The following is a 23,806-nucleotide window of genomic DNA, read 5'->3' on the forward strand; positions in this document are numbered from 1 at the left end:
TCGGGGGCTCGGGTCGGCGTCCGCTACGGCGATCTCGGCAGGCTTAGGCATCCCCCGCCAAGAAAGCTGCGGCATGATACCCGTTCACGCCAGAAAAGCAACTGGAAGCTAGAAAGAAAATAGCGCCTGGGTCGCCGCCGAACCCTGGCGACGGGAGGCCAGGTGATCGGCCAGCCGCGTCGGTTCCGGCAGGCGGTGACGTCTGACGCAGGCCATGACCAGCGCCGGTGCGCTGGCCAGGCTGACCCGGTGCCCGGGCGAGACGATCAGCGGCTTGACCCGGTCCTTGCTGCGCAGCACCGTGCCGATCGCCCCGCCCTCGCGATCCCGCAAGTCGACCTGGCTACCGCGCGTCTCGGCGAGTTCGCTGTGGTGACCGGTGAGAATCTTCTTGGCCACGCCGATCGTCGGCAGACCGGTGACCACCCCGAGATGGGCGGCGATGCCCAGCCGGCGCGGATGGGCGATGCCATGGCCGTCGCAGAACACCAGCTCGGGCGTCTCCGGCAATTCCGCCAGGGCCTGGAGCAGCGCCGGCAATTCGCGAAAGGACAGTAGGCCCGGCACATAGGGCATCACGGTGGGGATGCGGGCGACGGCATGGGCCAGTGGCTGCAGGGTCTCGGCATCCAGCAGGACGGCGACCGCACGGGTGATCTCGCCACCCTCCTCGAAGCCCACGTCGACCCCGGCGTAACGCCGCGGCGAGCCGAAGTCGTCGTGCAAGAGGACCTGGGTGGCCAGTTGCTTCTGCAGGATGCGCGCCTGGGCGGGCGAGCCGTCCCATTCGGCAAAGGGATCGGAATTCACACGTACCTCCCGAAAACCTGGGTCAAAGGATTGATCCTTCAACCCGGGCAGGGTTCACGGCTTGTGCGGACGGGCCAGGTATTCGTGGGACTGCATTTCCAGCAGGCGGCTGAGGGTGCGCTGGAATTCGAACTCCAGGCGGCCACCGGAATAGAGGTCCTTGAGCTCCACTTCGGCCGACAGGATCAGCTTGACCTGGCGATCGTAGAATTCGTCGACCAGGTTGATGAAGCGCCGCGCCATGTCGTCCTTGAGCGCGTCCATCTGCTCGACGTTGCTGACCAGCACCGTCTGGAAGATCTTGCCCAGCTCGATGTAGTCGTTCTGGCTGCGCGGACCGTCGCAGAGGGCGCGGAAATCGAACCAGGCGACGTCTTCGCAGGTGCGGCGAGCGCGGATCTCGCGATTCTCGATCATCAGCGGCACGTCTTCGCAGAGGTCGTTGCACTCGACGGTGAGCGAACGGAAGCTCTTGGCCATCGCCGCCTCGACCTCGTCGCTCAGCGGATAGTGAAACAGCTGCGCCTGCTCCAGGGCGCGCAGGCGATAGTCCACGCCGCTGTCGACGTTGACGATCTCGGTGTGCTCCTTGAGCAGCGCGATGGCCGGCAGGAAGCGCGCGCGCTGCAGGCCGTCCTTGTAGAGGCCGTCGGGCACGATGTTCGAGGTGGCGACCAGACTGACGCCGTTCTTGAACAGTTCTTCCAGCAGTGTCGCCAGGATCATGGCGTCGGTGATGTCGGAGACGAAGAATTCGTCGAAGCAGATCACCCGCGCCTCGTCGGCGAAACGCCGGGCGATGATGGTCAGGGGATTCTTCTCGCCCTTGAGGGTACGCAACTCTTCGTGGACCCGCTTCATGAAGCGGTGGAAGTGGGTGCGCATCTTCTGCTTGAACGGCAGGGCGTCATAGAAGGTATCGACCAGATAGGTCTTGCCGCGCCCTACCCCACCCCAGAAATACAGCCCCTTGACCGGCGTGACCGTCTTGCGCCCGAGCAGCTTGCCGAACAGGCCGCCCTTGGACGCGGGCTCGGCGAGCAATTCGTCATAGAGGCGCTGCAGATGGCGGACGGCCTCTTCCTGGGCAGCATCGTAGAAAAACTCCGGGCGCTTGAGGTCGGCCTGGTAACGCTCGAGGGGGGTCATGGCGGCTTCTGGTCGGATGGGGAAAAAAGGGTGGTCACTGTAATGGCGGTCCCTGGCGTTGACAACGCCGGGGACCGCGGGTGCCTTTAGAGCTTGTTCAATGGCTCGCGAGCTAGAGACAAACAAGGCGAAAATGGCTGAGGAAGCGGAGTTTACAAGTGGTAAATGAGCATTCCGAAGCCGTTTTTAACGCAGTTTGGCCGACGCGCAGCAGCCTTTGTACAAGCTCTTAGGCCTCGGCCAATTGCGCCAGGGCAGTCCGGGTACGCTCGATCAGCGCATCGCGTGCGGCGGGGGAATCGCTGGCGACGCCTTCGGCTACGACCTTGTCGTCCAGCAGCAGCTGGAAGCCGTTGCCCTCTCCCGCCACGACACTGGCCGGCGTGGTGACCAGCTGCTTGCTGGTGATGCCGGCGGTCTTGGCTTCGGCGAAGGGGATCGACAGAGCCAGTTCGGTGCCGTCGGCGTCGAGCAGGCGGAAGCGGAAGCTGCCGTCGCTCTCGCGGAAGCTGACGAAGCGGGCGGTCTTGCTGGCCTTCTTCTTGGTGCCTCCCGTGGCGACCTGGGTCTTGAGCGAGCGCAGGCCCACGGCTTCGCGCAATTCGCCGAGGAAGGGCGTGGCATAGCGGCGGGCCTTGGCGGCACCGGCCAGCAGGATGTCTTCCAGATCATCGGGACGGGCGATCAGCGCCGCATAGCGCTCGCGGGCCTCGCCCAGCTCGGCGTCGAGCAGCTCGAACAGCTGGCCCTTGGCCTCGCCCCAGGCCAGGCCGTCCAGCAGGGCCGTGCGGAAGGCCGCGCTCTGCTCGGGGGTGGCGAAGGCCTGGTAGAGGGTGAAGAGGTGGGCGCTGTCGGGGTCCTTGGGCTCGCCGGGCAGGCGCGAGTCGGTGACGATGCGGGCGATGGCGTCCTTGAGCTGCTTGGCGCTGCCGAACAGCGGGATGGTGTTGTCGTAGCTCTTCGACATCTTGCGGCCATCGAGACCGGGCAAGGTGGAGACGCTTTCCTCGATGACCGCCTCGGGCAGGGCGAAGTAGTCGCGCCCGTTGCCGAACAGATGGTTGAAGCGCTGACCGATGTCGCGGGCCATCTCCACGTGCTGGATCTGGTCGCGCCCGACCGGCACGCGCAGGGCGTTGAACATCAGGATGTCCGCGGCCATCAGCACCGGATAGCTGTAGAGGCCCATGGTGACCCCGGCATCGGGATCCTCGCCCTGCTCCAGGTTGCGGTCGACCGCGGCCTTGTAGGCATGGGCACGATTGAGCAGGCCCTTGCCGGCGACGCAGGTGAGCAGCCAGGTCAGTTCGGGGATCTCGGGGATGTCGGACTGGCGGTAGAAGGTCACCCGCTGCGGATCCAGGCCGCTGGCCAGCCAGGTGGCGGCGATCTCCAGGCGTGAACGCTGGATGCGCGCCGGGTCGTCGCACTTGATCAGGGCATGGTAGTCGGCGAGGAAATAGAAGGAGTCGGCATCGTCGGCCAGGCTGGCGCGGATGGCGGGGCGGATGGCCCCGGCATAGTTGCCCAGGTGCGGGGTACCGGTGGTGGTGATGCCAGTGAGGATGCGAGTGGTCATGGAGGCGCTGGAAATCCGAGAGACTAACTGGGGTCAGGCCTGCAGACGGGGCAGGACCAGATCTTTGAGTTCGACGAGTTTGCCATGGAAGAAATGGCTGCAGTCGGCGACGCGGAGCAATTCGTGCGGCTGTTCGAGCGCGGCGGACCAGGCATAGACCCGCTCCGGGGTCACCACCTCGTCGGCCTCGGGCTGGATCACGGTGAGGCGCGCCCGTTGCGGCAGGCGGCCGTCGACCGCGAAACGCTCCACCGGCGGCGCCAGCATGAACAGCCGTTCCACCGCCACGCCCTCGCCTTCCAGGCGCCCGCCGAGGCAGGCGGCGACGCAGGAGCCGAAGGAGAAGCCGCAGAGGGTCAGGGGCAGGTCGGGATGGCGTTCACGCAACCAGGCCACGGCGGCCGCGGCATCGTCGATCTCGCCTTCGCCACCGGCATGCACGCCGGTGCTGGCACCAACGCCGCGAAAATTGAATCTGAGGGTGGCCTGGCCGGCATCCCGGGCGATGCGCTGCAGGGTGGCGACCACCTTGTTCTGCATGGCGCCGCCATGGAGCGGATGGGGATGACAGAGCAGGACCGCGCCGGTGGGGGCATCCGGGCTCTGGTACAGCGCCTCCAGAGTGCCCGCGGGGCCCTCCAGCAGCAGGGGTTGTTCACGGGCTGACACGCTTGACTCCGTGATCCCGGACGAACAGTGCTCATCCAAGGAGTTGATTTTGATAGGGTCGATCCTGCGCGATGCCTGAGTGCGGGGTATGATGACGCCCAGCAAATGGCAGAAGACGCAACCCAGTGTACAGGCTCGCCGGTCTGCCGTTACCGTAAAGCAAAGCCGCTCATAGAGGAAGTTTCGTGGAACAGTCGCTCACTACCTGGTTGTTGCCCCTGGTCGCGCTGCTGATCGGGGTCGGGATAGGTTTTCTGCTGGCACGCCTGGTGCCGGGTGCCGCGCCGAGCCGGGTGCAGCGCCAGCTGGATGATCTGCAGAAGAAGTTCGACGACTACCAGCACGAGGTCACCAGCCACTTCAGCACCACCGCCGGCCTGGTGCGCAAGCTCACCCAGACCTACCAGGACATGCAGTCGCACCTGTCCGAAGGCGCCGAGCGCCTGGCCCAGGACGAACTGACCCGTCAGCACCTGCTGGCCTCGCTGCACAGCGCCGAGCAGCGTTACCCCTCCAGTCGCGAGCGCATCGACGGCCCGACCGAAGCGCCGCGGGACTACGCGCCCAAGGGTGACGGCACCCCCGGCACCCTCGACGAAACCTACGGCGTGAAAAGCCGCGGTTGATCGCCAAGGCCGGGGACTCCCCGGCCTTCTGCTTTCCGGCCTCCGCCCTCTTCACTCAGGGCGCGACGCCCGGCCCTTTTCCGGCCCGTCATGGCATAATCCGCGGTTGTTAGAGCCTGTTCAAAGGCTCGCGAGCTAGCGCCAAACAAGGCAAAAATGGCTGAGGAAGCGGAGTTTACGAGTAGTAAATGAGCATTCCGAAGCCATTTTTAACGCCGTTTGGCCGACGCGCAGCAGACTTTGAACAGGCTCCTAGTCTTTCGCAGGAGAATGCCATGCCCGCAGCGGCCAATGGCCTGAGCCTCTACGGCATCAAGGCCTGTGACACCATGAAGAAGGCCCGCCTGTGGCTCGACGAGCACGGCCAGGCCTATCACTTCCATGACTACAAGCAGAGCGGCATCGACCGCGAGCGGCTGGTGGCCTGGTGCGCGGAGCATAGCTGGGACAAGGTGCTCAATCGCGCCGGCACCACCTTCCGCAAGCTCGACGACGCCCAGAAGGCCGACCTCGACACCGCCAAGGCCATCGACCTGATGCTGGCGCAGCCTTCGATGATCAAGCGACCCGTGCTCGATCTCGGCGACCGTACCCTGCTGGGCTTCAAGCCCGAGCTCTATGCCGCGGCCCTGAACTGACCCCGCGGCCACCGCCCCTACTACCGAACATCTCGCACCGACCGGATCGGTGCCTCTGCAAAGGAACAGTCTCATGTCGAATGCCCTCTTCAGTATCGCCTTCGGTGTCGGCACCCAGAATCGCCAGGACGCCTGGCTGGAAGTCTTCTATGCACAGCCCTTGCTGACTCCCCCGGCGGCGCTGGTCGAGGCGGTCGCGCCGCTGCTGGACTACCAGGGCGGCAACCAGGCCATCGCCTTCGCCCCGGCCCAGGCCCGCGGCCTGGCCGAAGCCCTCAAGGGCATCGATGCCGTGCAATCGGCGCTGCTGACCCGTCTGGCGGAAAGCACCAAGCCGCTGGTGGCCACCCTGCTGGCCGAAGACGCCGCGCCCGCTTCCACCCCCGAGGCCTACCTGAAGCTGCACCTGCTGTCCCACCGCCTGGTCAAGCCCCACGGCCTGAACCTCAGCGGCATCTTCGCCCTGCTGCCCAACGTCGCCTGGACCAACCAGGGCGCCGTGGACCTGGCCGAACTGCCGGCCGAGCAGCTGGAAGCCCGTCTGCGCGGCAAGCTGCTGGAAGTCTTCTCGGTGGACAAATTCCCCAAGATGACCGACTACGTGGTGCCGGCCGGCGTGCGCATCGCCGATACCGCCCGCGTGCGCCTGGGTGCCTATGTGGGTGAAGGCACCACCGTGATGCACGAGGGCTTCGTCAACTTCAACGCCGGTACCGCCGGCCCCGGCATGATCGAAGGCCGCGTTTCCGCGGGCGTCTTCGTCGGCAAGGGCTCGGACCTGGGCGGCGGCTGCTCCACCATGGGCACCCTGTCCGGCGGTGGCAACATCATCATCAGCGTCGGCGAAGGCTGCCTGATCGGCGCCAACGCCGGCATCGGCATCCCGCTGGGCGATCGCTGCACCGTGGAATCCGGTCTCTATGTGACCGCGGGTACCAAGGTGGCGGTGCTGGATGACCAGAACCAGCTGGTACGGGTAGTCAAGGCGCGCGAGCTGGCCGGTCAGAGCGACCTGCTGCTGCGCCGCAATTCGGAAACCGGCGCCGTCGAATGCAAGACCAACAAGACCGCCATCGAACTCAACGAAGCGCTGCACGCGCACAACTGAGTCCACAACCGGGCAGCCCGCCTCGCGCGGGCTACCCCGGAGCTGTCGCCATGTCGCTACCCTCCCCCTGGAGAGCCGAGTTTCCGGCCTTCACCGCCTTCGCCGCCGACGGCATCACCTACCTCGACAGCGCCGCCACGGCGCAGAAGCCCCAGGTGGTGCTGGATGCCCTGCTGGCCAGCTACAGCCTGGGCGCGGCCAATGTGCACCGGGCCCAGCACTGGGCTGCCGAGCGCGCCACCGCCGCCTACGAAGGCGCCCGGGGGCGGATCGCCGCCTGGCTGGGCGCTGCCGCGCCGCACGAGGTGGTGCTGACCCGCGGCGCGACTGAGGCGCTCAATCTGCTGGCCTATGGCCTGGAAGACGCCATCGCAGCCGGGGACGAGATTCTCATCAGTGCCCTGGAGCACCACGCCAACCTGCTGCCCTGGCAGCAGCTGGCCCGGCGTCGCGGCCTCGAGCTCAGGGTCATCCCGCTGACTCCGAGCGGTCATCTGGATCTGGCAGCCGCCGAGCGGTTGCTGGGGCCGCGCACCCGCGTGGTCGCGGTCAGCCAGCTGTCCAACGTGCTCGGCACCTGGCAGCCGCTGGCGGAACTCGCGGCCCTGATCCGGGCACGCTCGCCGGCCTGGCTGGTGGTGGATGGCGCCCAGGGCGCGGTCCATGGGCGGCATCGCCCGGCCGACTTCGACGCCGATTTCTATGTGTTCTCCGGCCACAAGCTCTATGCCCCGGAGGCCATCGGCGTGCTCTGGGGCAAGGCCGAGTGCCTGGCGCAGCTCAAGCCCTGGCAATTCGGCGGCGAGATGGTGCAGCACACCACCTTCACCGACGCCCGCTTCCACGCCGCGCCCATGGGCTTCGAGGCGGGGACGCCGCCCATAGGCGCGGCCATCGCCCTGGGCGCGGCGGTCGACTGGCTGCAGGGCCAGGACGAGACGCTGATCCGCGGTCACGAGCAGGCCCTGAGCCTGAAGCTGCTGGCCGGGCTGGCTGCCCGCGACGGCGTGCGGGTGCTGGGTGAACCCCAGATCGCCCTGGCCAGCTTCCAGGTCGCGGGCGTGGACGTCGGCGATCTCTCCCATCTGCTGGGCGAACAGGGCATCGCGGTGCGCGCCGGTCAGCACTGCGCCATGCCGCTGTTCCAGACCCTGCAGACCCCCGGTGCGCTGCGGGTTTCCCTGGGCCTGTACAACGACGCCGAGGACCTGCAGCGCTTTTTCACCGCCCTGGACAACGCCCTGGAGCTCTTGCGATGAATCTGCTTCCCGATGCGGCGGAAGCCCGCCGCGCCTTTGTTATCGCCAAGGGCTGGGAGGCACGCTCGCGACTGCTGCTGCAGTGGGCCGAGCGCCTACCGGCGGTAGTGGAAGAGCGCGACGAAGACCTGGTACAGGGCTGCGAGAGTCGGGTGCGACTGACCCACCAAGCCCAGGGCGAGCGTCATTTCTTTCGTGCCAGCAGCGAATCCCGGGTGCTCAAGGGGCTGCTCGCCGTGGTGCTGGTGCGCGCCAATGGCCTGACCCGCGAAGAGCTGGGCCGCCTCGACATCCACGGCTGGCTGGGCGAACTCGGCCTGGAACGGCAGTTGTCGCAATCGCGCAGCAATGGCTTGAATGCCGTGCTCACGCGGATGCGCGAACTGGCGGCCTAGCCTTCGCTGACCGGCGGCTGGCGCCGCGCGCGGAAGAAGTCGGTCAGCACCTGACCGCAGGCCTCGGCCAGCACCCCGCCCTCCACCAGCACCCGGTGGTTGAGAAAATCCTGTTCGAAAAAGCGCCCGCGACTCTGGGCCATGCCGGCGCGCGGCTCGCTGGCGCCATAGACCAGGCGCTGGATGCGACTGTGGACGATGAGGCCGGCGCACATGCTGCAGGGTTCGAGCGTCACATAGAGGGTCGCGCCTGGCAGCCGGTAGTTAGCCAGGCGCGCGGCGGCGTCGCGTATCGCCTGCATCTCGGCATGGGCACTGGGATCGTGAGCACCGATGGGCCGATTGAAGCCGCGGCCGATGACCTCGCCGTCGAGCACCACCACGGCGCCGACCGGCACCTCGCCCTGGACGGCGCCCTGCTCCGCCAGGGCCAAGGCCTCGCGCATGAACAGGTCATCCCGGCTGCGGTCGATGATGGGCAAGGGGCGGAAGCGGGCCATGACTGAACTCTGCACAAAGCGCCATGATACCGCCGTCAGCCCGGGAGGCCAGTCGCGGGATCCGCCGCCAAAGATGAACCCGTCGGCAAAAAATAATCGCGATAATAGTTATCAGGTACAGCCAATGCGAGACTGATGCTGTGACTGCTAGCAGTGCGTGAACGGCATCACATTCACAGCCATTCGGTGCTAAAGCTTTAACAGGTCCGCCTCGTTGCGGTCCTATTCAAGAGTTCATCTGAGACAGTCGCATGATTGCTGCACCCTCCGGTCAGTCCCTGCAAAGCTGCGAAAGCGAGCCGATCCGCATTCCAGGCGCCATCCAGGCACACGGCTACCTCATCGCGTTCGATGAGGCGGAGGGGCTGATCAAGCATGTCAGTCGCAATCTGCCCGAGCTGCTCGGCAAGCCCCAGTTCGAGCTGCTGGATCGACCGCTGCAGCAGGTGCTGCCCCTCGAGCTGTTCGAGCAGGTGCGGCAGGCGCTGACCCTAGAGCATCTGGAAGAAGCCAATCCGCTGAGCTGGACGCGTCCGGCCCGCGACATGGACGTGATCCTGCATCGCAGCCACGGCCTGGTGTTCCTGGAATTCGAGCCGGACGACCATGGCGGCGTCGAGCCCGCCGGGCTGGCCCGCGCCCTGGCCCGGCTGCAGCAGGCCCGTACCCTACCCGAGCTGTGCGAGGGTGCGGTGCGCGAGGTGCGCACCCTCACCGGCTTCGATCGGGTGGTGGTCTATCGCTTCGATGACGGCGGCGATGGCCAGGTGGTGGCCGAGGATCGGGTCGACGACATCGACAGCTACCTGGGCATGCACTTTCCGGCAAGCGACATTCCCGCCCAGGCCCGGGTGCTCTATCACGAGAACTGGATCCGCAACATTCCCGATGCCCAGTACGAGGCGATCCCGCTGGTACCGGCCTTTCTGCAGGGCACCGAGCGCGACCCCATCGACCTGACCCATGCCGTGCTGCGCAGCGTATCGCCCATCCACTGCCAGTACGTGCGCAACCAGGGCCTGCGCGCCTCCATGAGCGTGTCGCTGATCAGCGACGACAAGCTCTGGGGGCTGATCAGCTGTGGCCATCGCGCGCCCCTGTATCTGCCCTATCGCACGCGGATGGCCTGCCGCTCGGTCGGGGTACTGGTGTCGCTGATGATCCGCGCCCTGGAGAATCGCCAGGTGCAGCGCGAGATCGACGCCCGCGAGGCGCAGCTGGCAGCCCTGATCCAGGGCATGTGCGACAGCCGCGGCGAGGTGCTCAGCGGGCTTTGCGAAAGACCCACCGACCTGCTGGAGCTGGTGGATGCCGCCGGGGTCGCGGTGCTGGTGGAGGACGAACTCTGTACCCTGGGTGAATGCCCCGGCGCGGAGGACATTCGCGTCCTCGCCGCCTGGGTCACGGCCGAGATGGACGCGTCGGGCATCTATGCGACCCGCTGCCTGGCCGACGAATTGCCCGACGCCCGCCGCTACAGTGCCAGAGCCAGCGGCGTGCTGGCGCTGGCGCTGCCCAAGCCGGTGCGCAACCTGGTGCTCTGGTTCCGCCCCGAGATCGTCACCACGGTGGTCTGGAGCGGCAACCCGGCCAAGCTGGAAGCCACGGTGCCCGCACCGGGTCCCGGGCTCAACTATCCGCATCCGCGGCGCTCCTTCGATGCCTGGAAGGAGTTGGTGCGGCTGCGTTCCGAACGCTGGCGCCCCGCCGATCTGTTCGCCGCCAAGGACCTGCGCCGCTCGGCCATCGAGCTGGATCTGGCGCGTCAGGTCGAGCGCGAGCGGCAGGCGGTGCGTCTGCGCGACGAGATCGTCGCGGCGGTCTCCCATGACCTGCGCAGCCCGATCACCATCATCCTGATGAAGGTCGGGATGCTCCAGCGTCAGCTGGAAAAGCTGGCCCCGGGCGATGACCGCCTGCCCGGCTCGCTGGAGGTGATAGAGACCGCGGCCAATCGCATGAACGCCTTGATCAGCGACCTGCTGGACCTGTCGAAGATCGAATCGGGTCGCCTGGCGCTGGATCTGAAGCCGGCGCGCCTGGCCGATGTCTGCGCACAACCCATCCTGCTGTCGCGGCCGCTGGCGGAAATCAAGAACATCAGCCTGGAATACGCCGTGGATCCGGAGCTCCAGGTGCTGGTGGAAGCCGAGCGCATCTTCCAGGTGCTGATGAATCTGCTGGGCAACGCCATCAAGTTCACCGCGCCAGGCGGCCTGGTGCAGCTCGGCATGCGGCAACTCGGCAACCTGGCGGAGATCAGCGTGACCGACAACGGTCGCGGCATGAACCAGGCGCAGCAGGCGCGGGTGTTCGAACGTTTCTGGCATGTCCAGGAAGACAACCCCACCGGTCATGGGCTGGGGTTATATATCGCCAAGGGCATCGTCGAAGCCCACGGCGGCGAGCTGAGCGTCACCAGCGCCCTGGGTCAGGGCAGCACCTTCAGCTTCACCCTGCCGCTCGCGCCCTAGCGAACCCGGACGAGAGAAAAGAAAGCCCCGGTGGCCGACAGCGACGTTGAAACCACCGGGGGAGCGCTTGGCTCGCTGTAATGGACGTCGGCGAAACGCCAGGAATTCCCGCCTTTCGTCGGCCTCACAGGGTCATTTTCTTCAATACCGCCCGGGGTCGTCCTCGCTAGGTTCAGGTCTCCACAATTGTCGAGACCTCGCGATGACCCTGATCCTGTCCATGGCCGCCTTTGCCTTGGTGGCCTCCCTCTCTCCCGGCCCGGTCAATCTGGTGGGCTTCAACACCGGCCTCACCCATGGCTGGCGACCGGCCCTGTGGCATGTCGCCGGGGCTACCCTGGGCTTCGTCGTCCTACTGCTGGCGGTCGGTCTCGGCCTGCACGAGCTGCTGGCTGCCTGGCCGGCGCTGCTCTGGATCCTGCGGGTGGCGGGCGCCCTCTTCCTGCTGTACCTGGCCGGGAAACTGGCGCGGGCCTCGGGGGACCTGGGCAGCGGCGCGCTGACGGCCTGCCCGGGCTTTCGCGACGGCGCCCTGCTGCAGTGGCTCAATCCCAAGGCCTGGCTCGCCGCCGCGGCCGGGGTGGCACTGTTCGTTGGCGAGGATCGCGGCCGCCTGGCGCTGTTCGCCAGCCTCTACCTGGTGATCTGTTTCGCCTCCCTGGCCTGCTGGGCGGTGGCCGGCCAGTGGCTGCGTGGTCGTGCCCTGACGCCAGGGCGCCTGCGCCTGCTCAATCGCGTCCTCGCCGCGCTGCTGGTGCTATGCGCCGCTTCGCTGCTATGGGAGGGCTGACGCGGCGCGATACTGACCGGGGGTGGCCGCCACCAGGCGCTTGAAGGTGCGCTGCAGATGGGCCTGGTCGGCGAAACCGGTGGCCAGCGCGACCTCGGCCAGCCCCTCGCCCTGGCGCAGGCGTTGCCGCGCCAGGCGGATGCGTCGGTCGATCAGATAGGCGTGGGGCGTCAGGCCAAAGCGCCGGCGAAAGCTGCGAATCAGCTGGGTGGGCGAGAGATCCGCCACCTGGCTGAGCTGGTCCAGGCTGACCCCTTCGCCGCAATGGGCATCGAGAAATTCGGCGGCGCGCCTCAACCGGCGATCCTCGCGCACCGGCGCCGCCGCGACCGGGGTGCGCCCCAGGCGGGCCAGCACGGCCTCGAAATACAGCAGCGCCTGGCTCTGGCGCTGCAGGGTGAGGTTGTCGGGATCCACCAGGCAGGCATGCAGAGCTTCCAGGCCGGCATAGAGTTGGCCGTCCCGGGACAGCTGTGCCGCCAGGGGCTGGAAGTCGTTGCGCCCCGGGCGCTGCAGTTCGGCCAGCCAGCCGGCGTCCACGTGCAGCATGCGATAGCGCCAGGCGGCCTCGCCCTGGGGATTGCAGGCATGGACGTCACCGGGATTCATCAGCACCAGGGTCCCCGCCCCCACCAGTTCGCGGGTCCGGCCGTTGTGATAGCGACTGCGCCCACCCAGCACGGTGCCGATGGAAAAGGTCTCGTGGGAATGCGGGGCATAGCAGAGCGCGCGGCCGTCCTGGATGGAGCGGGCTTCGAGAAAGGGCAGCGCGGGATCGCGCCAGAACTGGGGGACGGCGCCGGTAGCGGTCATGCGGCAAGGATTCCGGGACGACGGACCTGAGCAGTCTAGACGTCGTCCCGGGAGGGGGAAAGCCAGGCGTCAGCGGGTGGCGGCGTCTTCGGCTTCTTCCAGCAGGACGTCGGCGGTGATCAGGTAGTCGGCGTCCGGGTGGAGTTCGGCGCCCAGCGCCAGTTGCTGGGCCGCGGCGGCCAGGGTCGGGGCGCCCTGGTAGGTGGCGTTGAGTTCGGCCAGCAGGAGGCCCATGTCCTTGTGCATCAGCGCCGCCGGGAATTGCGGAGCGAAGTCGCCATCGCGCAGGGCCGCCAGCTTGCGCTGGTGATGGGGCGAGAGCACCGCCAGGTCACCGAATACCTCGAACAGCACCTCGGCATCCAGGCCGGCGCGGGTGGCATAGGCCAGGGCCTCGGCCAGGGCGGCGAGTCCGGCGCCCATCAGGCCGTTGATGGCCAGCTTGATGGCCGCGCCCTGTCCGGTCGGACCGACATGGTGCACGGTCTTGCCCAGGGTTTCGAGGATGGGACGGGCGCGCTCCACCGCTTCGGGTTCGCCACCGGCCAGGACCACCAGCTGGGCCTTTTCCGCCTCGGGCGTGCTGCCGGACACCGGCGCCTCGACCACGGCGATGCCCCGGGCGCGTCCGGCCGCTTCCAGGCGCAGCGACAGCGCCGGCGAGTTGGTGCTGGTGTTGATCAGCAGACGACCGCTCTCCAGCCGGGCGAGGACGCCGTCGGGGCCGAGCAGCACCTGTTCGAGGATGGCATCGTTGGGCAGGGAGACGATCACTACCTCCGCCTGGGGCAAGAGGATCGCCAGGGGCTCCATGGGCGTGCCGTGGCGCTCGCCGTCCTGCTGGTGCTCGGCATAGGCGCTGACCGCATAGCCGGCCTCGCGCAGGTTGGCGCCCATGCGCTGGGCCATGGCGCCAAAGCCGATGAAACCGATCGTGGGATGAGCGGACATGAGGGGGAGCTCCCGGTAGAGGATGGTGGTATCTCGACTCTGCCTCCGGGCCGGGGTTCCGCCATCAAAAGCTTAGTCAACGTCTCGCGAGCTAGAGCCAAACAAGGCGAAAAGACCTGAGGAAGCGCAGTTTACGAGTGGTAAATGAGCATTCCGAAGGTCTTTTCAACGCAGTTTGGCCGACGCGCAGCAGACGTTGCGGCTAGATCCCGCTGAACCAGTTGTAGCCCTGATCCTCCCAATAGCCGCCGGGATAGTCGTTGGTCACGAACAGCGCCTGGATGTGCTTGGGATTCTTGAAGCCGAGCTTGGTGGGTACCCGCAGGCGCAGCGGATAGCCATAGTCCGGCGGCAGGGCCACCTGGCCGAAGTCCAGCGCCAGCAAGGTCTGGGGATGCAGCGCCGAGGCCATGTCGATGCTGGAGTAGTAGCGGTCGGCGCACTTGAAGCCGACGTACTTGGCCGTGGTGTCGGCGCCGATGCGTTCGAGGAAGGTGCGCAGCGGCACCCCGCCCCACTGGCCGATGGCGCTCCAGCCTTCGATGCAGATGAAGCGGGTGATGTCTTCCCGCTGCGGCAGGCGGCGCAGGTCTTCCAGGGTCCAGGCCTGCTTGTTGGCGACCAGGCCGGAGACCTCCAGGCGATAGTCGCTGAGATCCACTTCCGGGACGTTGTATTCGGGGTAGAAGGCATTGAAGGGAAAGGGGTTGGTGATCTGGCTGGCGGCATAGGTCGGCGCCAGGCGCTCGCGGCCGAACAGCCAGGCCTGCACCCGGTCGTTGAAGCGCGACATGGACCAGAGCACCTTGTCGACGCTGTCGCCGTCCTGCAGGTTGCAGCCGCTGAGCATGGCCAGGGCGCCCACGGTCAGGCCCTGCTTGAGCAGCAGGCGTCGTTGCAGATTTTCCACCTGCCGCTGTTGCGCCGGTTCCAGGCGCAGCCGTTCACGCCGACTCATCGTCAACCTCCTCGTGCGCCCGGCCGGTGATCATCGGCGGCAGGGTGCGGGGGACCAGGATGACCAGGGCCAGGTGCACGACGACGAAGGCGCCGATGCCGGCCATGGCGAAGAAATGCACATAGCGGGCGGTATCGAAGCCGCCCAGCAGCGCGGCCAATCCCTGCAGCTGCACGGGTTTCCAGATGGCCAGCCCGGAGAGCACCACCAGCACCCCGAGGGCCAGCACGCCCCAGTAGAGCAGGCGCTGCACGGCGTTGTAGGTGCCCAGTCGATGACCCAGGCGCAGGCGCACGGCGGCGGCAAAATCGCGGCCGATGGCGCGCGGCGATAGCGGCAGAAAATCGCGCCGGAAGTGGCCGCTGAACAGGCCATAGAGCAGATAGACCAGGCCATTCACCACCAGCAGCCAGAACACTGCCAGGTGCCAGGCGATGGCGCCGCCCAGCCAGCCGCCAAGGGTCGACCAGGTGGGAAAGGTGAAGGGGAACAGCGGCGAGGCGTTGTAGATCGCCCAGCCGCTCATGAACATGCAGGGCATCGCCAGGGCGTTGAGCCAATGGGTGAGGCGCACCGGCCAGCGGTGCACCAGGCGCCGTCGCGAGGTGGTCATGACATGTCCCTCTTCACCGCGAGATGGAGGCGGTCGGTTGGTCGACCGCCGGAGGTCTTACATGGGCGGGGTGAAACCGTCCTTACCTACGGCCACGCCCTTGGCGTGCTTGCCGTCTTCGGCGGGGAACAGCACTACCTTGGCGCCGGGCCTGAGCAGGCTGCGGTCGCCCTTCTCGACATAGGCGATGGGCACGTCTTCCGGCACCACCAGCTGCTTCTCGCCGCCCTTGTACTGCACGGTCAGGGTGCGGCCGTTGGCCTTCTTGAGTTCGCCCACGGTGCCGTTGGTCATGGTGCCGGTGCTGCCATCGGCGTTTTCCCAGCCGTAGTGGCCTTCGCCGGAGCCGCGCAGGCTGGCCTCGAACACCGTCACCTCCAGCGCCTTGAGGGTGCCGTCGGGCTGGGGCGTGGCGGCGGAGCCGATGAAGCTGTTGGCTTCGATGCGATCCAGGTTGGCCTTGGACACGGCGCGGTAGCTGGTCTTGTCATCCAGCATCAGGGTCTGGTGGGCACCGCTTCGGGTGGTGAAGGCCAGGGTGTCGCCCTGGACGCTGTCCACGGTGCCGCGCATGGGCTTGACGGTGGGCATGGGCGCGGCCTGGGCCAGCAGGGCGCTGCTGGCGAGCAGCAGGGCAAGGGAACCGCGGAGCAGAGTCTGGGTACGCATGAAGCCTCCTGGGATAGGGAATCGCCCCGCCACAGTGCGACGCGTGGGGGGTCAGCAAGATGACCGGCGAATGACAAAAATGTCACCCAGCGAAGCGACCGGAGGCCCTACCATTACGTCATGCACATTCTCCTCATCGAAGACGACCAGAAGACCGGCGAGTACCTGAAGAAGGGCCTCGGCGAATCCGGCTACGCAGTCGACTGGACCCAGCACGGCGCCGACGGCCTGCACCTGGCCCTGGACGGCCGTTACGACCTGATCATCCTCGACGTCATGCTGCCCGGCATCGACGGTTGGCAGATCATGGAGGTCTTGCGCAAGAAGCTCGACGTGCCGGTGCTCTTTCTCACCGCCCGCGACGGCCTGCAGGATCGCATCCGCGGCCTGGAGCTGGGCGCCGACGACTACCTGGTCAAGCCCTTCTCCTTCGTCGAATTGCTGCTGCGCATCCGCACCCTGCTGCGGCGTGGCGTGGTGCGCGAGCCCGAGCATTTCCACCTGGCTGATCTGCAGCTGGACCTCCTGCGGCGACGGGTAACCCGCGGCGACGACCTCATCGTGCTGACCAACAAGGAATTCGCCCTGCTGCACCTGCTGCTACGCCGCGAAGGCGAGGTGCTGTCGCGCACCCTGATCGCCGCCAAGGTCTGGGACATGAATTTCGACAGCGACACCAACGTGGTGGACGTGGCCATCAAGCGGCTGCGCGCCAAGGTCGACAACCCCTATCCGGTCAAGCTGATCCATACCGTGCGCGGCATCGGCTACGTCTGCGAGGTCCGCCCTTGAGCGCCCGCTCACCTTCGCTGATCCTGCGCGCCACCCTGGGGTTCGCCCTGGTCGCGCTGCTTGCCGTGGGCGGCGCCGGCGCCTTTCTCTACCACAGCCTGGAACGGACGGTGCTGGAGCGCGCGGACTACGCCCTGCTCGGTCGCCTGGCGCATTTTCGCAGCCTGCTCAGCGCCGACCTGTCGCTGGAGACCCTGGGGCGCAGTCCGCAGCTGTTCGCCAACATGCTGGGCAACGAGCAGGACGTCTTTCTCATCGGCGCGCCCGGCGCCAAGCCGGTGATCGCCTCCAATCCGTTGAATATCGCCCTCCCGGATCTTGCCGTGGTACCCCAGACGCGGCGACCGACGCCGGCCGATATACGGGAAGGCATCCTGGCCGACGGCACCCGCTGGCGCGCGGCGCGGGTCGCGGTGAACACCCCCGAAGGCCCGGTGGAACTGACCGCCGCCCATGTGCTGCGCAACGAAGACACCACCCTGGCCGATTTCCGGCTGGGCCTGATCGGCGCGGTGACCCTGGCCTTCCTGTGTACCGCCGGCCTCGGCTATCTGCTGCTGCGACGCGGCCTGGCGCCGCTGCGGCGCATCGCTCGCCATGCCGGCGGCATCACCCCGACCCGCCTGGCCGCGCCCCTGGAGCTGGCCGACGCCCCGCGCGAGTTGCAGCCGCTGGTGGAAAGCTACAACGCCATGCTGGCGCGCCTGGCCGACGGCTATGGCCGACTGGTGCAATTTTCCGCCGACCTCGCCCACGAGATCCGTACCCCGATCAATGCCCTCATGGGCCATACCGAGGTCGCCCTGCGCCAGGTGCGCAGCGCCGAGGACTACCAGACGCTGCTGGCGTCCAACCTGGAAGAGCTGGAGCGCATCTCGCGGCTGGTGGAGAGCATCCTCTTCCTCGCTCGCGCCGACGACGCCCAGGCGGTGCTGACGCCGCAGCCGCTGCAGCTGGACGAAGAGCTGGCGCGCATCGCCGACTATTTCGAAGGCCCCGCCGACGAGCGCGGCCTGCGCCTGGTGGTGGCGGGCGGTGGCCAGGTGGTCGCCGACCCGCTGATGCTGCGTCGCGCCCTGAGCAACCTGGTGGCCAACGCCACTCGCTACGCCGAGCCGGATGGCGAGATCCGCCTGCAGGCGGACGGCGACCGCATCCGCGTCAGCAACGCCGGGCCCGCCCTGGCGCCGGCGCAGTTGCAGCGGCTGTTCGACCGCTTCTATCGCGCCGATCCCTCGCGCCATCAACCCCATGATTCCAATGGCCTGGGCCTGGCCATCGTCGCGGCGATCATGCGCCTGCACGGGGGTCGTGCCGAGGTCGAGCAGGATGAACGAGGCATCCATTTCAGCCTGGTCTTCCCGACCGCGGCGGCCTGAAGCGCGACCTATCCCTCAAACCACGCAACCGCCCGTCACCAAAGGACTTTTTCCGCTTGCCCAGGCCGGCTATGGGCTGCATCGACCCGTCCACTACTGTACATTCATCTACCTTAGGCAATAAGCAAGGGTGGTAGGCGATGAGCGTGGATGTCGAACTGGTGCTGGCCGGCAAGATCGGTTTTGCGGCGCACCAGAACGCGGTGCCCGTGCTGCGCGAATTGCGCCTCACCCACAGCGGCCAGGACCCCTTGGTCGACGTCAGCCTGACGGTGACCGCCGAGCCGGCCTTCGTGGTCCCGCGCACCTGGCACCTGGAGCGCCTGGACCCCAAGGGCACCCTTCATCTCGATGATCGCGACCTCGAATTCGACGCCGCCCTGCTCGGCAGCCTGCAGGAAAGCCTGGTCGCCCAGCTGACCTTCACGGTACGCCAGGGCGAAGAGATCCTGCAGACGCGGCGCTATCCGGTCGAGCTGCTGGCCCGCAACCAGTGGGGCGGCGTGGACAGCATGCCCGAGCTGGCCGCGGCCTTCGTCATGCCCAACGACCCGGCAGTGGATCGCCTGCTGGGCGCGGCCGCCGAGGTCTTGCGCCGCGCCGGCAAGTCCACGGCGCTGGACGGGTACGAGAGCGGCTCGCGGCGACGCGTCTGGGAGCTGGGTTCGGCGCTCTGGTCGGCGCTGTGCGGTCTGCAGCTGACCTATGCGGTGCCGCCGGCCAGTTTCGAGCGCCAAGGCCAGAAGATCCGCACGCCGGGCGCCATCCTCGACGGCGGCCTGGCCACCTGCCTGGATCTCGCCCTGCTCGCCTGCGCGGCGCTGGAACAGGCCGGTCTCAATCCGCTGCTGGTCATTACCCGCGGCCATGCCTTCGCCGGGGTCTGGCTGCAGCCCCAGGAATTCGCCCAGCTGCTGACCGACGACGCCGAACCGGTGCGCAAGCGGGTGGCGCTCAAGGACCTGCTGGTCTTCGAGACCACCCAGGCCACCGCCTCGCCGCCGCCTTCCTTCAGCCAGGCCATGCAACTGGCCGAGCGGCAGCTGGACGACGAGTCCTTCGTGCTGGCGCTGGACGTTCGCCGTGCCCGTCTGCAACGCATTCGCCCGCTGGCGGTACCCGGGCAGTCGGCCATCCATGCGGACGGCCTGCTGCTGCCCGGCGAAGCCCTGGAAGAAGCCCCGCCGCTGCCGGCCTTCGACGTGGACGTCGAGGCGTCGCCGACCACCCCGGTCGGGCGCCTGGCGCTGTGGCAGCGCAAGCTGCTCGACCTCACCACCCGCAATCGCCTGCTGCATGTGCCGGACAACGCCCGCAGCGTGCCCCTGCTCTGCCCCGAGCCGGCGGCGCTGGAAGATCGCCTGGCCGAGGGCCGGGCGCTGCGCCTGGTGCCGCTGCCGGATCTGGCGGTGAGCGGCCGCGACGCCGTGCTGCACGAAGCCCGCGAGCACGAGAATCTCGACGACGAATACGCCCGCGGCGCCCTGGCCCGCGGCGAGGTGGTCGCGCCCCTGGATGCGACCAAGCTGGATGCGGCGCTGGTGGAACTCTATCGCCGCGCCCGCAGCGACCTCGACGAGGGCGGCGCCAACACCCTCTACCTGGCGCTGGGCTTCCTGCGCTGGAAGAAAGCCGCCGACGATCCCAAGCACTACCGTGCGCCGCTGATCCTGCTGCCGGTACGCCTGGAACGGCAGAGCGCCGCCAGCGGCATCACCCTGCACCTGTTCGAGGACGAGCCACGCTTCAACCTGACCCTGCTGGAGCTCCTGCGCCACGACTTCGACCTGGACATTCCCGGACTCGATGGCCCACTGCCCGGCGATGGCAACGGCATCGACGTGGATGGCATCTGGACCAAGGTCCGCCGCGCGGTGCGCGACCTGCCCGGCTTCGAGGTCAGCAACGAATTGCTGCTCGGCCAGTTCTCCTTTGCCAAGTACCTGATGTGGAAGGACCTCACCGAGCGCAGCGACCAGCTGATGGAAAGTCCGCTGGTGCGTCACCTGCTGGAACGCACCACGGAATCCGGCGCCTACCTGAGCGGCGGCAGCTTTCCCCGCGAGCGCGAGCTGGATCGCCAGGTCAACCCGGCCGAACTCTTCACCCCGCTGCCGGCGGATTCCTCGCAACTGGCGGCGGTACTGGCCTCGGCCGGCGGCCAGGATTTCGTGCTCGACGGTCCGCCCGGCACCGGCAAGTCCCAGACCATCGCCAACATGATCGCCCATAACCTGGCACTCGGTCGGCGGGTCCTGTTCGTCGCCGAGAAGCGCGCGGCCCTGGACGTGGTGTATCGCCGTCTGGAAGCCCAGGGCCTCGGCGAATTCTGCCTGGAACTGCATTCGAGCAAGGCGTCCAAGGCCGAGGTGCTCAAGCAGCTGGAGCGCGCCTGGGATACCCGCGATGGCCTCGACGAAGAGGAATGGCTGGCCGAGGCCGCCGAGGTGGAACGCCTGCGCGATCGCCTCAATGCCGTGGTCGAGCGCCTGCACCGGCGCTGGCCCAACGGCCTGACCCTGCAACAGAGCATCGGTCGGGTACTGCGCGACGCCGCCCCCGATACCCCGCGCCTGGCCTGGCCCAATGCCGACGCCCATGACGCCGAGGCTCTGGCCGAGTTGCGCAGCGCCGTGCGCCGCCTGGCCCTGCACGCCGAAACCGGCCGCAGCCTGGCGGCGGATTTCGCCCTCCTGCCGGCCCATCCCTGGTCCAACGCCTGGCAGGACGCCCTGGTCGGCGCCGCCGAACGGCTGCGCGACACCCAGCAGGGGCTGCAGCAGGCGCGGCAACGCCTGCGCGACGTCCTTGGCCTGCCACTGGCCGACCAGGTGGCGCCCCGGCGCCTGCTGGAATTCGCCGAGCTGCTGCAAAGCGCCGCCGGCCAGGATCTGGCCTTCGCCTTCGGGCCTGGCGCCGCCGAGCGTCAGCGGCAGTTGGGGCGCGCCCTGGAGTTACTGCGCGACTATCAGACACTGGAGCGCGAGCTGTCGGTGCCCTATGCCGCCGAAGCCTGTCGCCGCGTCGCCCTGACCCAACTGGAAACCGCCTGGGACGCGGCCGGGCAGCGCTTCTGGATCTTCGCCAGCCGCGCCCAGCGCCAGGTCACTCAGGATCTCGCCCGCCAGGGCGAGACCCAGGGCCAGCCCGATGTGGCGGCCGACCTGCCAAAGCTGCGTCGCCAGCGCACCCTGCTCACCGAGCTGGACGAGTTGACGCCCACCCTGGCCGGCATCAGCGGCTGGCAGGGCGTCACCAGCGACCTGGAGGCCCTGCTCGCGCGCCGCGCCCTGGCGGAAAGGCTGAGCGCGGCGCTGCCGACCCTGGCGGAAACGCCCGAGCAGCTGCTGGCGCTGCGCCAGGCGGCAGCGCGCCGGTTGCAGCATCCCGAGGATCAGCCGGTGGACACCACCCTGGCCCCGGCCAGCGGTGCCTTCGCTGCCGCCCTGGAGGCCGCCGAGGCCGCGCGCCAGGGCTTTGTCGAGCAGGCGGGATTACCCGCCGACACCCCGGCCGCCGAAGCGGTCCGCACCGCCGCCGCGCTGTTGCGCCAGCCCGGTCGCCTCAAGGCCTGGTGCGACTGGCAGCGGGTCCGCGAAGAAGCCGACGCCCTCGGCCTGACGCCGCTGATCACCCGCGCCACGGCCGCCTCGGTCGAGGACCTGGCGGCCCTGTTCGAAACCGCCTATGCCCGCTGGTTCGCCGCCACCGCCCTGGATGCCGAGCCCTTGCTGCGCGATTTCGTCCCGGCCGAGCACGAAAGCGACATCCAGGCCTATCGCCGGCTGGACGATCGCCTGCAGACCCTCGCCGTGCGCCATATCCGCGCCCTGCTCTGCCACGGCCTGCCGCCCAAGAACGACGCGGCGCGCCAGGGCGGCGGCTTCGCCGTGCTCAAGCACGAATTGCAGAAGCAGCGGCGGCACAAGCCGCTGCGCCAGCTGGCCCTGGAAATGGGCGACGCCCTGGCGCGGCTGGCGCCCTGCATGCTGATGAGTCCGCTGTCCATCGCCCAGTACCTGCCCCCGGATGGCGGCCTGTTCGACCTGGTGATCTTCGACGAAGCCTCGCAGATCGCCCCCTGGGACGCGGTGGGCGCCATCGCCCGTGGCGTGCAGGTGGTGATCGCCGGTGACCCCCGGCAGATGCCGCCGACGCGCTTCTTCGACCGCGCCGCCGGCGAGGACGACACCGCCGAGGACCTGGAAAGCATCCTCGACGAATGCCTGGGCGCCGGCATCTACAGCCACAGCCTCAACTGGCACTACCGCAGTCGCCACGAGAGCCTGATCGCCTTTTCCAACCACCACTATTACGACGGCAAGCTGATCACCTTCCCTGCCCCGGAGATCCGTCCGAGCGCGGTGGAATGGCGGCGGGTGGACGGCGTCTACGCCAAGGGCAAGGGCCGCCACAACGCCCTGGAAGCCCAGGCCATGGTCGCCGAGGCGGTCAAGCGCCTGCTCGATCCGGCCTTTGCCGGTCTCAGTCTGGGCATCATCACCCTCAACAGCGAACAGCAGCGCCTGGTCACCGACCTGCTCGACCGCGCGCGCCAGCAGCACCCGGAGATCGAGGCGCACTTCGCCGAAGACCTGGCCGAGCCGGTGGTGGTGAAGAATCTGGAAACGGTCCAGGGCGACGAACGCGATCTGATCATGCTCGGCATCGGCTTCGGCCCCACCGAGCCGGGCGCCAATACGATGTCGATGAACTTCGGTCCGCTGAACAAGGACGGAGGCTGGCGGCGCCTCAACGTCGCCGTGACCCGGGCGCGGCGGGAGATGCTGGTGTTCTCCTCCTTCGATCCGGGGCTGATCGACCTCAACCGCACCAATGCCCGCGCGGTGCGCGATCTCAAGCTGTTCCTGGAATTCGCCCAGCGCGGTCCCCAGGCCCTGGCGGCGGCAGTCAAGGGTTCGCTGGGCGGGCACGATTCGCCCTTCGAGGAAGCCGTGGCCCAGGCGCTGGAGGCCAAGGGCTGGCAGGTGGTGCCGCAGATCGGCGTGTCGCGTTTCCGCATCGACCTGGGCATTGTCCATCCGGATCGCCCGGGCGACTACCTGGTGGGCATCGAATGCGACGGCGCCACCTACCACAGCGCCGCCACCGCCCGCGACCGCGACAAGACCCGCAGCGCCATCCTCCAGGGCCTCGGCTGGACGCTGCTGCGCGTCTGGTCCACCGAATGGTGGATCGACCGGGTTGGCGCCACCGAGCGGCTGCATGGGGAGATCGAGCGGCTGCTGGAGGAATCGCGAGCGAAAGACTGAGATAGGGTCTGTCGGGCTTCGCTGCGCTCCATCCAACCTACGAGGCACCCGATCACACCGAACTGCCCCCTCTCCCCTTGGGAGAGGCTTGGAGTGAGGGTATTCCCGGACATGCCGATGGCCAAAGGTGGCAAATAGCCAAGGTTGGCCTTAGCTAGGTTGAGGCTACTCCATCGCCGGAGCCCAACAAGCCGCGCTCGATCCTGGCACCGTTGGCGGGGGGCAACCCTCACCCCAGCCCTCTCCCCGAGGGAGAGGGGGCGGTTGGGTCCGGCGCGGGTGGTAGCTTGTCCCCTGGTGTCGCGCTGCCAGGGTATCCGTAGCGTGGAAAACCGCGCCGCGTTTTCCACTGCCCTCTGCA

General features: G+C 67.9%; 20 protein-coding genes. 10 read left to right on the forward strand and 10 right to left on the reverse strand.

All coding sequences use genetic code 11. The annotated features are described in order from the left end of the window. Positions 1-108: 108 nt before the first annotated feature. From nfi to CFE50_RS12800, 4 genes are all read right to left on the reverse strand, one after another. The gene (gene nfi, locus CFE50_RS12785) at positions 109-810 is read right to left on the reverse strand and encodes a deoxyribonuclease V (protein WP_286734047.1); all 702 of its coding nucleotides are present in this window, start codon (positions 808-810) and stop codon (positions 109-111) included. A gap of 54 nt (positions 811-864) precedes the next feature. After that, positions 865-1,959: a cell division protein ZapE gene (zapE, locus tag CFE50_RS12790; protein WP_007160611.1), complete on the reverse strand. Its 1,095-nt coding sequence runs from the start codon at positions 1,957-1,959 to the stop codon at positions 865-867. Positions 1,960-2,188: 229 nt separating this feature from the next. Continuing rightward, a complete protein-coding gene (locus tag CFE50_RS12795; RefSeq protein WP_241808578.1) occupies positions 2,189-3,538 on the reverse strand; it encodes a tryptophan--tRNA ligase in 1,350 nt (449 codons plus the stop codon). Between the two features lie 33 nt (positions 3,539-3,571). Next, positions 3,572-4,207, reverse strand: coding sequence for an alpha/beta hydrolase (locus CFE50_RS12800; protein WP_027598261.1), 636 nt, complete (start codon positions 4,205-4,207; stop codon positions 3,572-3,574). Between the two features lie 185 nt (positions 4,208-4,392). Here CFE50_RS12800 and CFE50_RS12805 point away from each other — a divergent pair, with 185 nt between their 5' ends. The 5 genes from CFE50_RS12805 to CFE50_RS12825 all read left to right on the forward strand — a co-directional run bounded on the left by CFE50_RS12805 (position 4,393) and on the right by CFE50_RS12825 (position 8,233). Further along, complete coding sequence (locus CFE50_RS12805) at positions 4,393-4,833, forward strand: Z-ring associated ZapG family protein (protein ID WP_007160614.1); 441 nt, start codon at positions 4,393-4,395, stop codon at positions 4,831-4,833. 275 nt (positions 4,834-5,108) lie between these two features. Further along, complete coding sequence (locus CFE50_RS12810; RefSeq protein WP_286734052.1) at positions 5,109-5,471, forward strand: ArsC family reductase; 363 nt, start codon at positions 5,109-5,111, stop codon at positions 5,469-5,471. Positions 5,472-5,544: 73 nt separating this feature from the next. After that, complete coding sequence (gene dapD, locus CFE50_RS12815) at positions 5,545-6,579, forward strand: 2,3,4,5-tetrahydropyridine-2,6-dicarboxylate N-succinyltransferase (protein WP_286734055.1); 1,035 nt, start codon at positions 5,545-5,547, stop codon at positions 6,577-6,579. 50 nt (positions 6,580-6,629) lie between these two features. Continuing rightward, positions 6,630-7,838, forward strand: coding sequence for an aminotransferase class V-fold PLP-dependent enzyme (locus CFE50_RS12820; protein WP_286734057.1), 1,209 nt, complete (start codon positions 6,630-6,632; stop codon positions 7,836-7,838). Beyond that, a complete protein-coding gene (locus CFE50_RS12825; protein ID WP_241808574.1) occupies positions 7,835-8,233 on the forward strand; it encodes a SufE family protein in 399 nt (132 codons plus the stop codon). Before CFE50_RS12820 ends, CFE50_RS12825 begins: the two co-directional genes overlap by 4 nt. On the opposite strand, the gene tadA is transcribed toward CFE50_RS12825, so the two are convergent. Next, a complete protein-coding gene (tadA, locus tag CFE50_RS12830) occupies positions 8,230-8,733 on the reverse strand; it encodes a tRNA adenosine(34) deaminase TadA (RefSeq protein WP_286734059.1) in 504 nt (167 codons plus the stop codon). The genes CFE50_RS12825 and tadA overlap by 4 nt on opposite strands. A gap of 251 nt (positions 8,734-8,984) precedes the next feature. On the opposite strand from tadA, the gene CFE50_RS12835 reads away from it, so the two are divergent. Next, positions 8,985-11,207, forward strand: a complete 2,223-nt coding sequence (locus tag CFE50_RS12835) for an ATP-binding protein (protein WP_286734060.1) — start codon at positions 8,985-8,987, stop codon at positions 11,205-11,207. Between the two features lie 202 nt (positions 11,208-11,409). Continuing rightward, complete coding sequence (locus CFE50_RS12840; protein WP_286734062.1) at positions 11,410-11,997, forward strand: LysE family translocator; 588 nt, start codon at positions 11,410-11,412, stop codon at positions 11,995-11,997. Here CFE50_RS12840 and CFE50_RS12845 read toward each other — a convergent pair. From CFE50_RS12845 to CFE50_RS12865, 5 genes are all read right to left on the reverse strand, one after another. Next, positions 11,983-12,810, reverse strand: a complete 828-nt coding sequence (locus CFE50_RS12845; RefSeq protein ID WP_286734064.1) for an AraC family transcriptional regulator — start codon at positions 12,808-12,810, stop codon at positions 11,983-11,985. The two genes, CFE50_RS12840 and CFE50_RS12845, sit on opposite strands and share 15 nt — an antisense overlap. Positions 12,811-12,879: 69 nt before the next feature. Further along, positions 12,880-13,761, reverse strand: a complete 882-nt coding sequence (locus CFE50_RS12850) for an NAD(P)-dependent oxidoreductase (RefSeq protein ID WP_241808571.1) — start codon at positions 13,759-13,761, stop codon at positions 12,880-12,882. A gap of 202 nt (positions 13,762-13,963) precedes the next feature. Continuing rightward, the gene (locus tag CFE50_RS12855; protein WP_241808570.1) at positions 13,964-14,719 is read right to left on the reverse strand and encodes a molybdopterin-dependent oxidoreductase; all 756 of its coding nucleotides are present in this window, start codon (positions 14,717-14,719) and stop codon (positions 13,964-13,966) included. Continuing rightward, positions 14,706-15,332: a cytochrome b/b6 domain-containing protein gene (locus CFE50_RS12860; RefSeq protein ID WP_286734069.1), complete on the reverse strand. Its 627-nt coding sequence runs from the start codon at positions 15,330-15,332 to the stop codon at positions 14,706-14,708. Before CFE50_RS12860 ends, CFE50_RS12855 begins: the two co-directional genes overlap by 14 nt. Before the next feature lie 57 nt (positions 15,333-15,389). After that, positions 15,390-16,001: a hypothetical protein gene (locus tag CFE50_RS12865; protein ID WP_286734072.1), complete on the reverse strand. Its 612-nt coding sequence runs from the start codon at positions 15,999-16,001 to the stop codon at positions 15,390-15,392. A 120-nt stretch (positions 16,002-16,121) separates the two neighbouring features. Between CFE50_RS12865 and CFE50_RS12870 the strand changes: the two genes are divergently transcribed. From CFE50_RS12870 to proA, 3 genes are all read left to right on the forward strand, one after another. Continuing rightward, on the forward strand, positions 16,122-16,793 hold the full coding sequence (locus tag CFE50_RS12870) for a heavy metal response regulator transcription factor (RefSeq protein ID WP_286734073.1): 672 nt from the start codon (positions 16,122-16,124) through the stop codon (positions 16,791-16,793). Further along, the gene (locus CFE50_RS12875) at positions 16,790-18,172 is read left to right on the forward strand and encodes a heavy metal sensor histidine kinase (protein WP_286734075.1); all 1,383 of its coding nucleotides are present in this window, start codon (positions 16,790-16,792) and stop codon (positions 18,170-18,172) included. The genes CFE50_RS12870 and CFE50_RS12875 overlap by 4 nt, the downstream gene beginning before the upstream one ends. A 140-nt stretch (positions 18,173-18,312) precedes the next feature. Further along, positions 18,313-23,445: an anti-phage protein ProA gene (proA, locus tag CFE50_RS12880; protein ID WP_286734078.1), complete on the forward strand. Its 5,133-nt coding sequence runs from the start codon at positions 18,313-18,315 to the stop codon at positions 23,443-23,445. Positions 23,446-23,806: the final 361 nt, after the last annotated feature.

The organism is Pseudomonas sp. PGPPP4 (assembly GCF_002256045.1).
In the GTDB taxonomy this organism is placed as follows: Bacteria; Pseudomonadota; Gammaproteobacteria; order Pseudomonadales; family Pseudomonadaceae; genus Chryseomonas; species Chryseomonas oryzihabitans.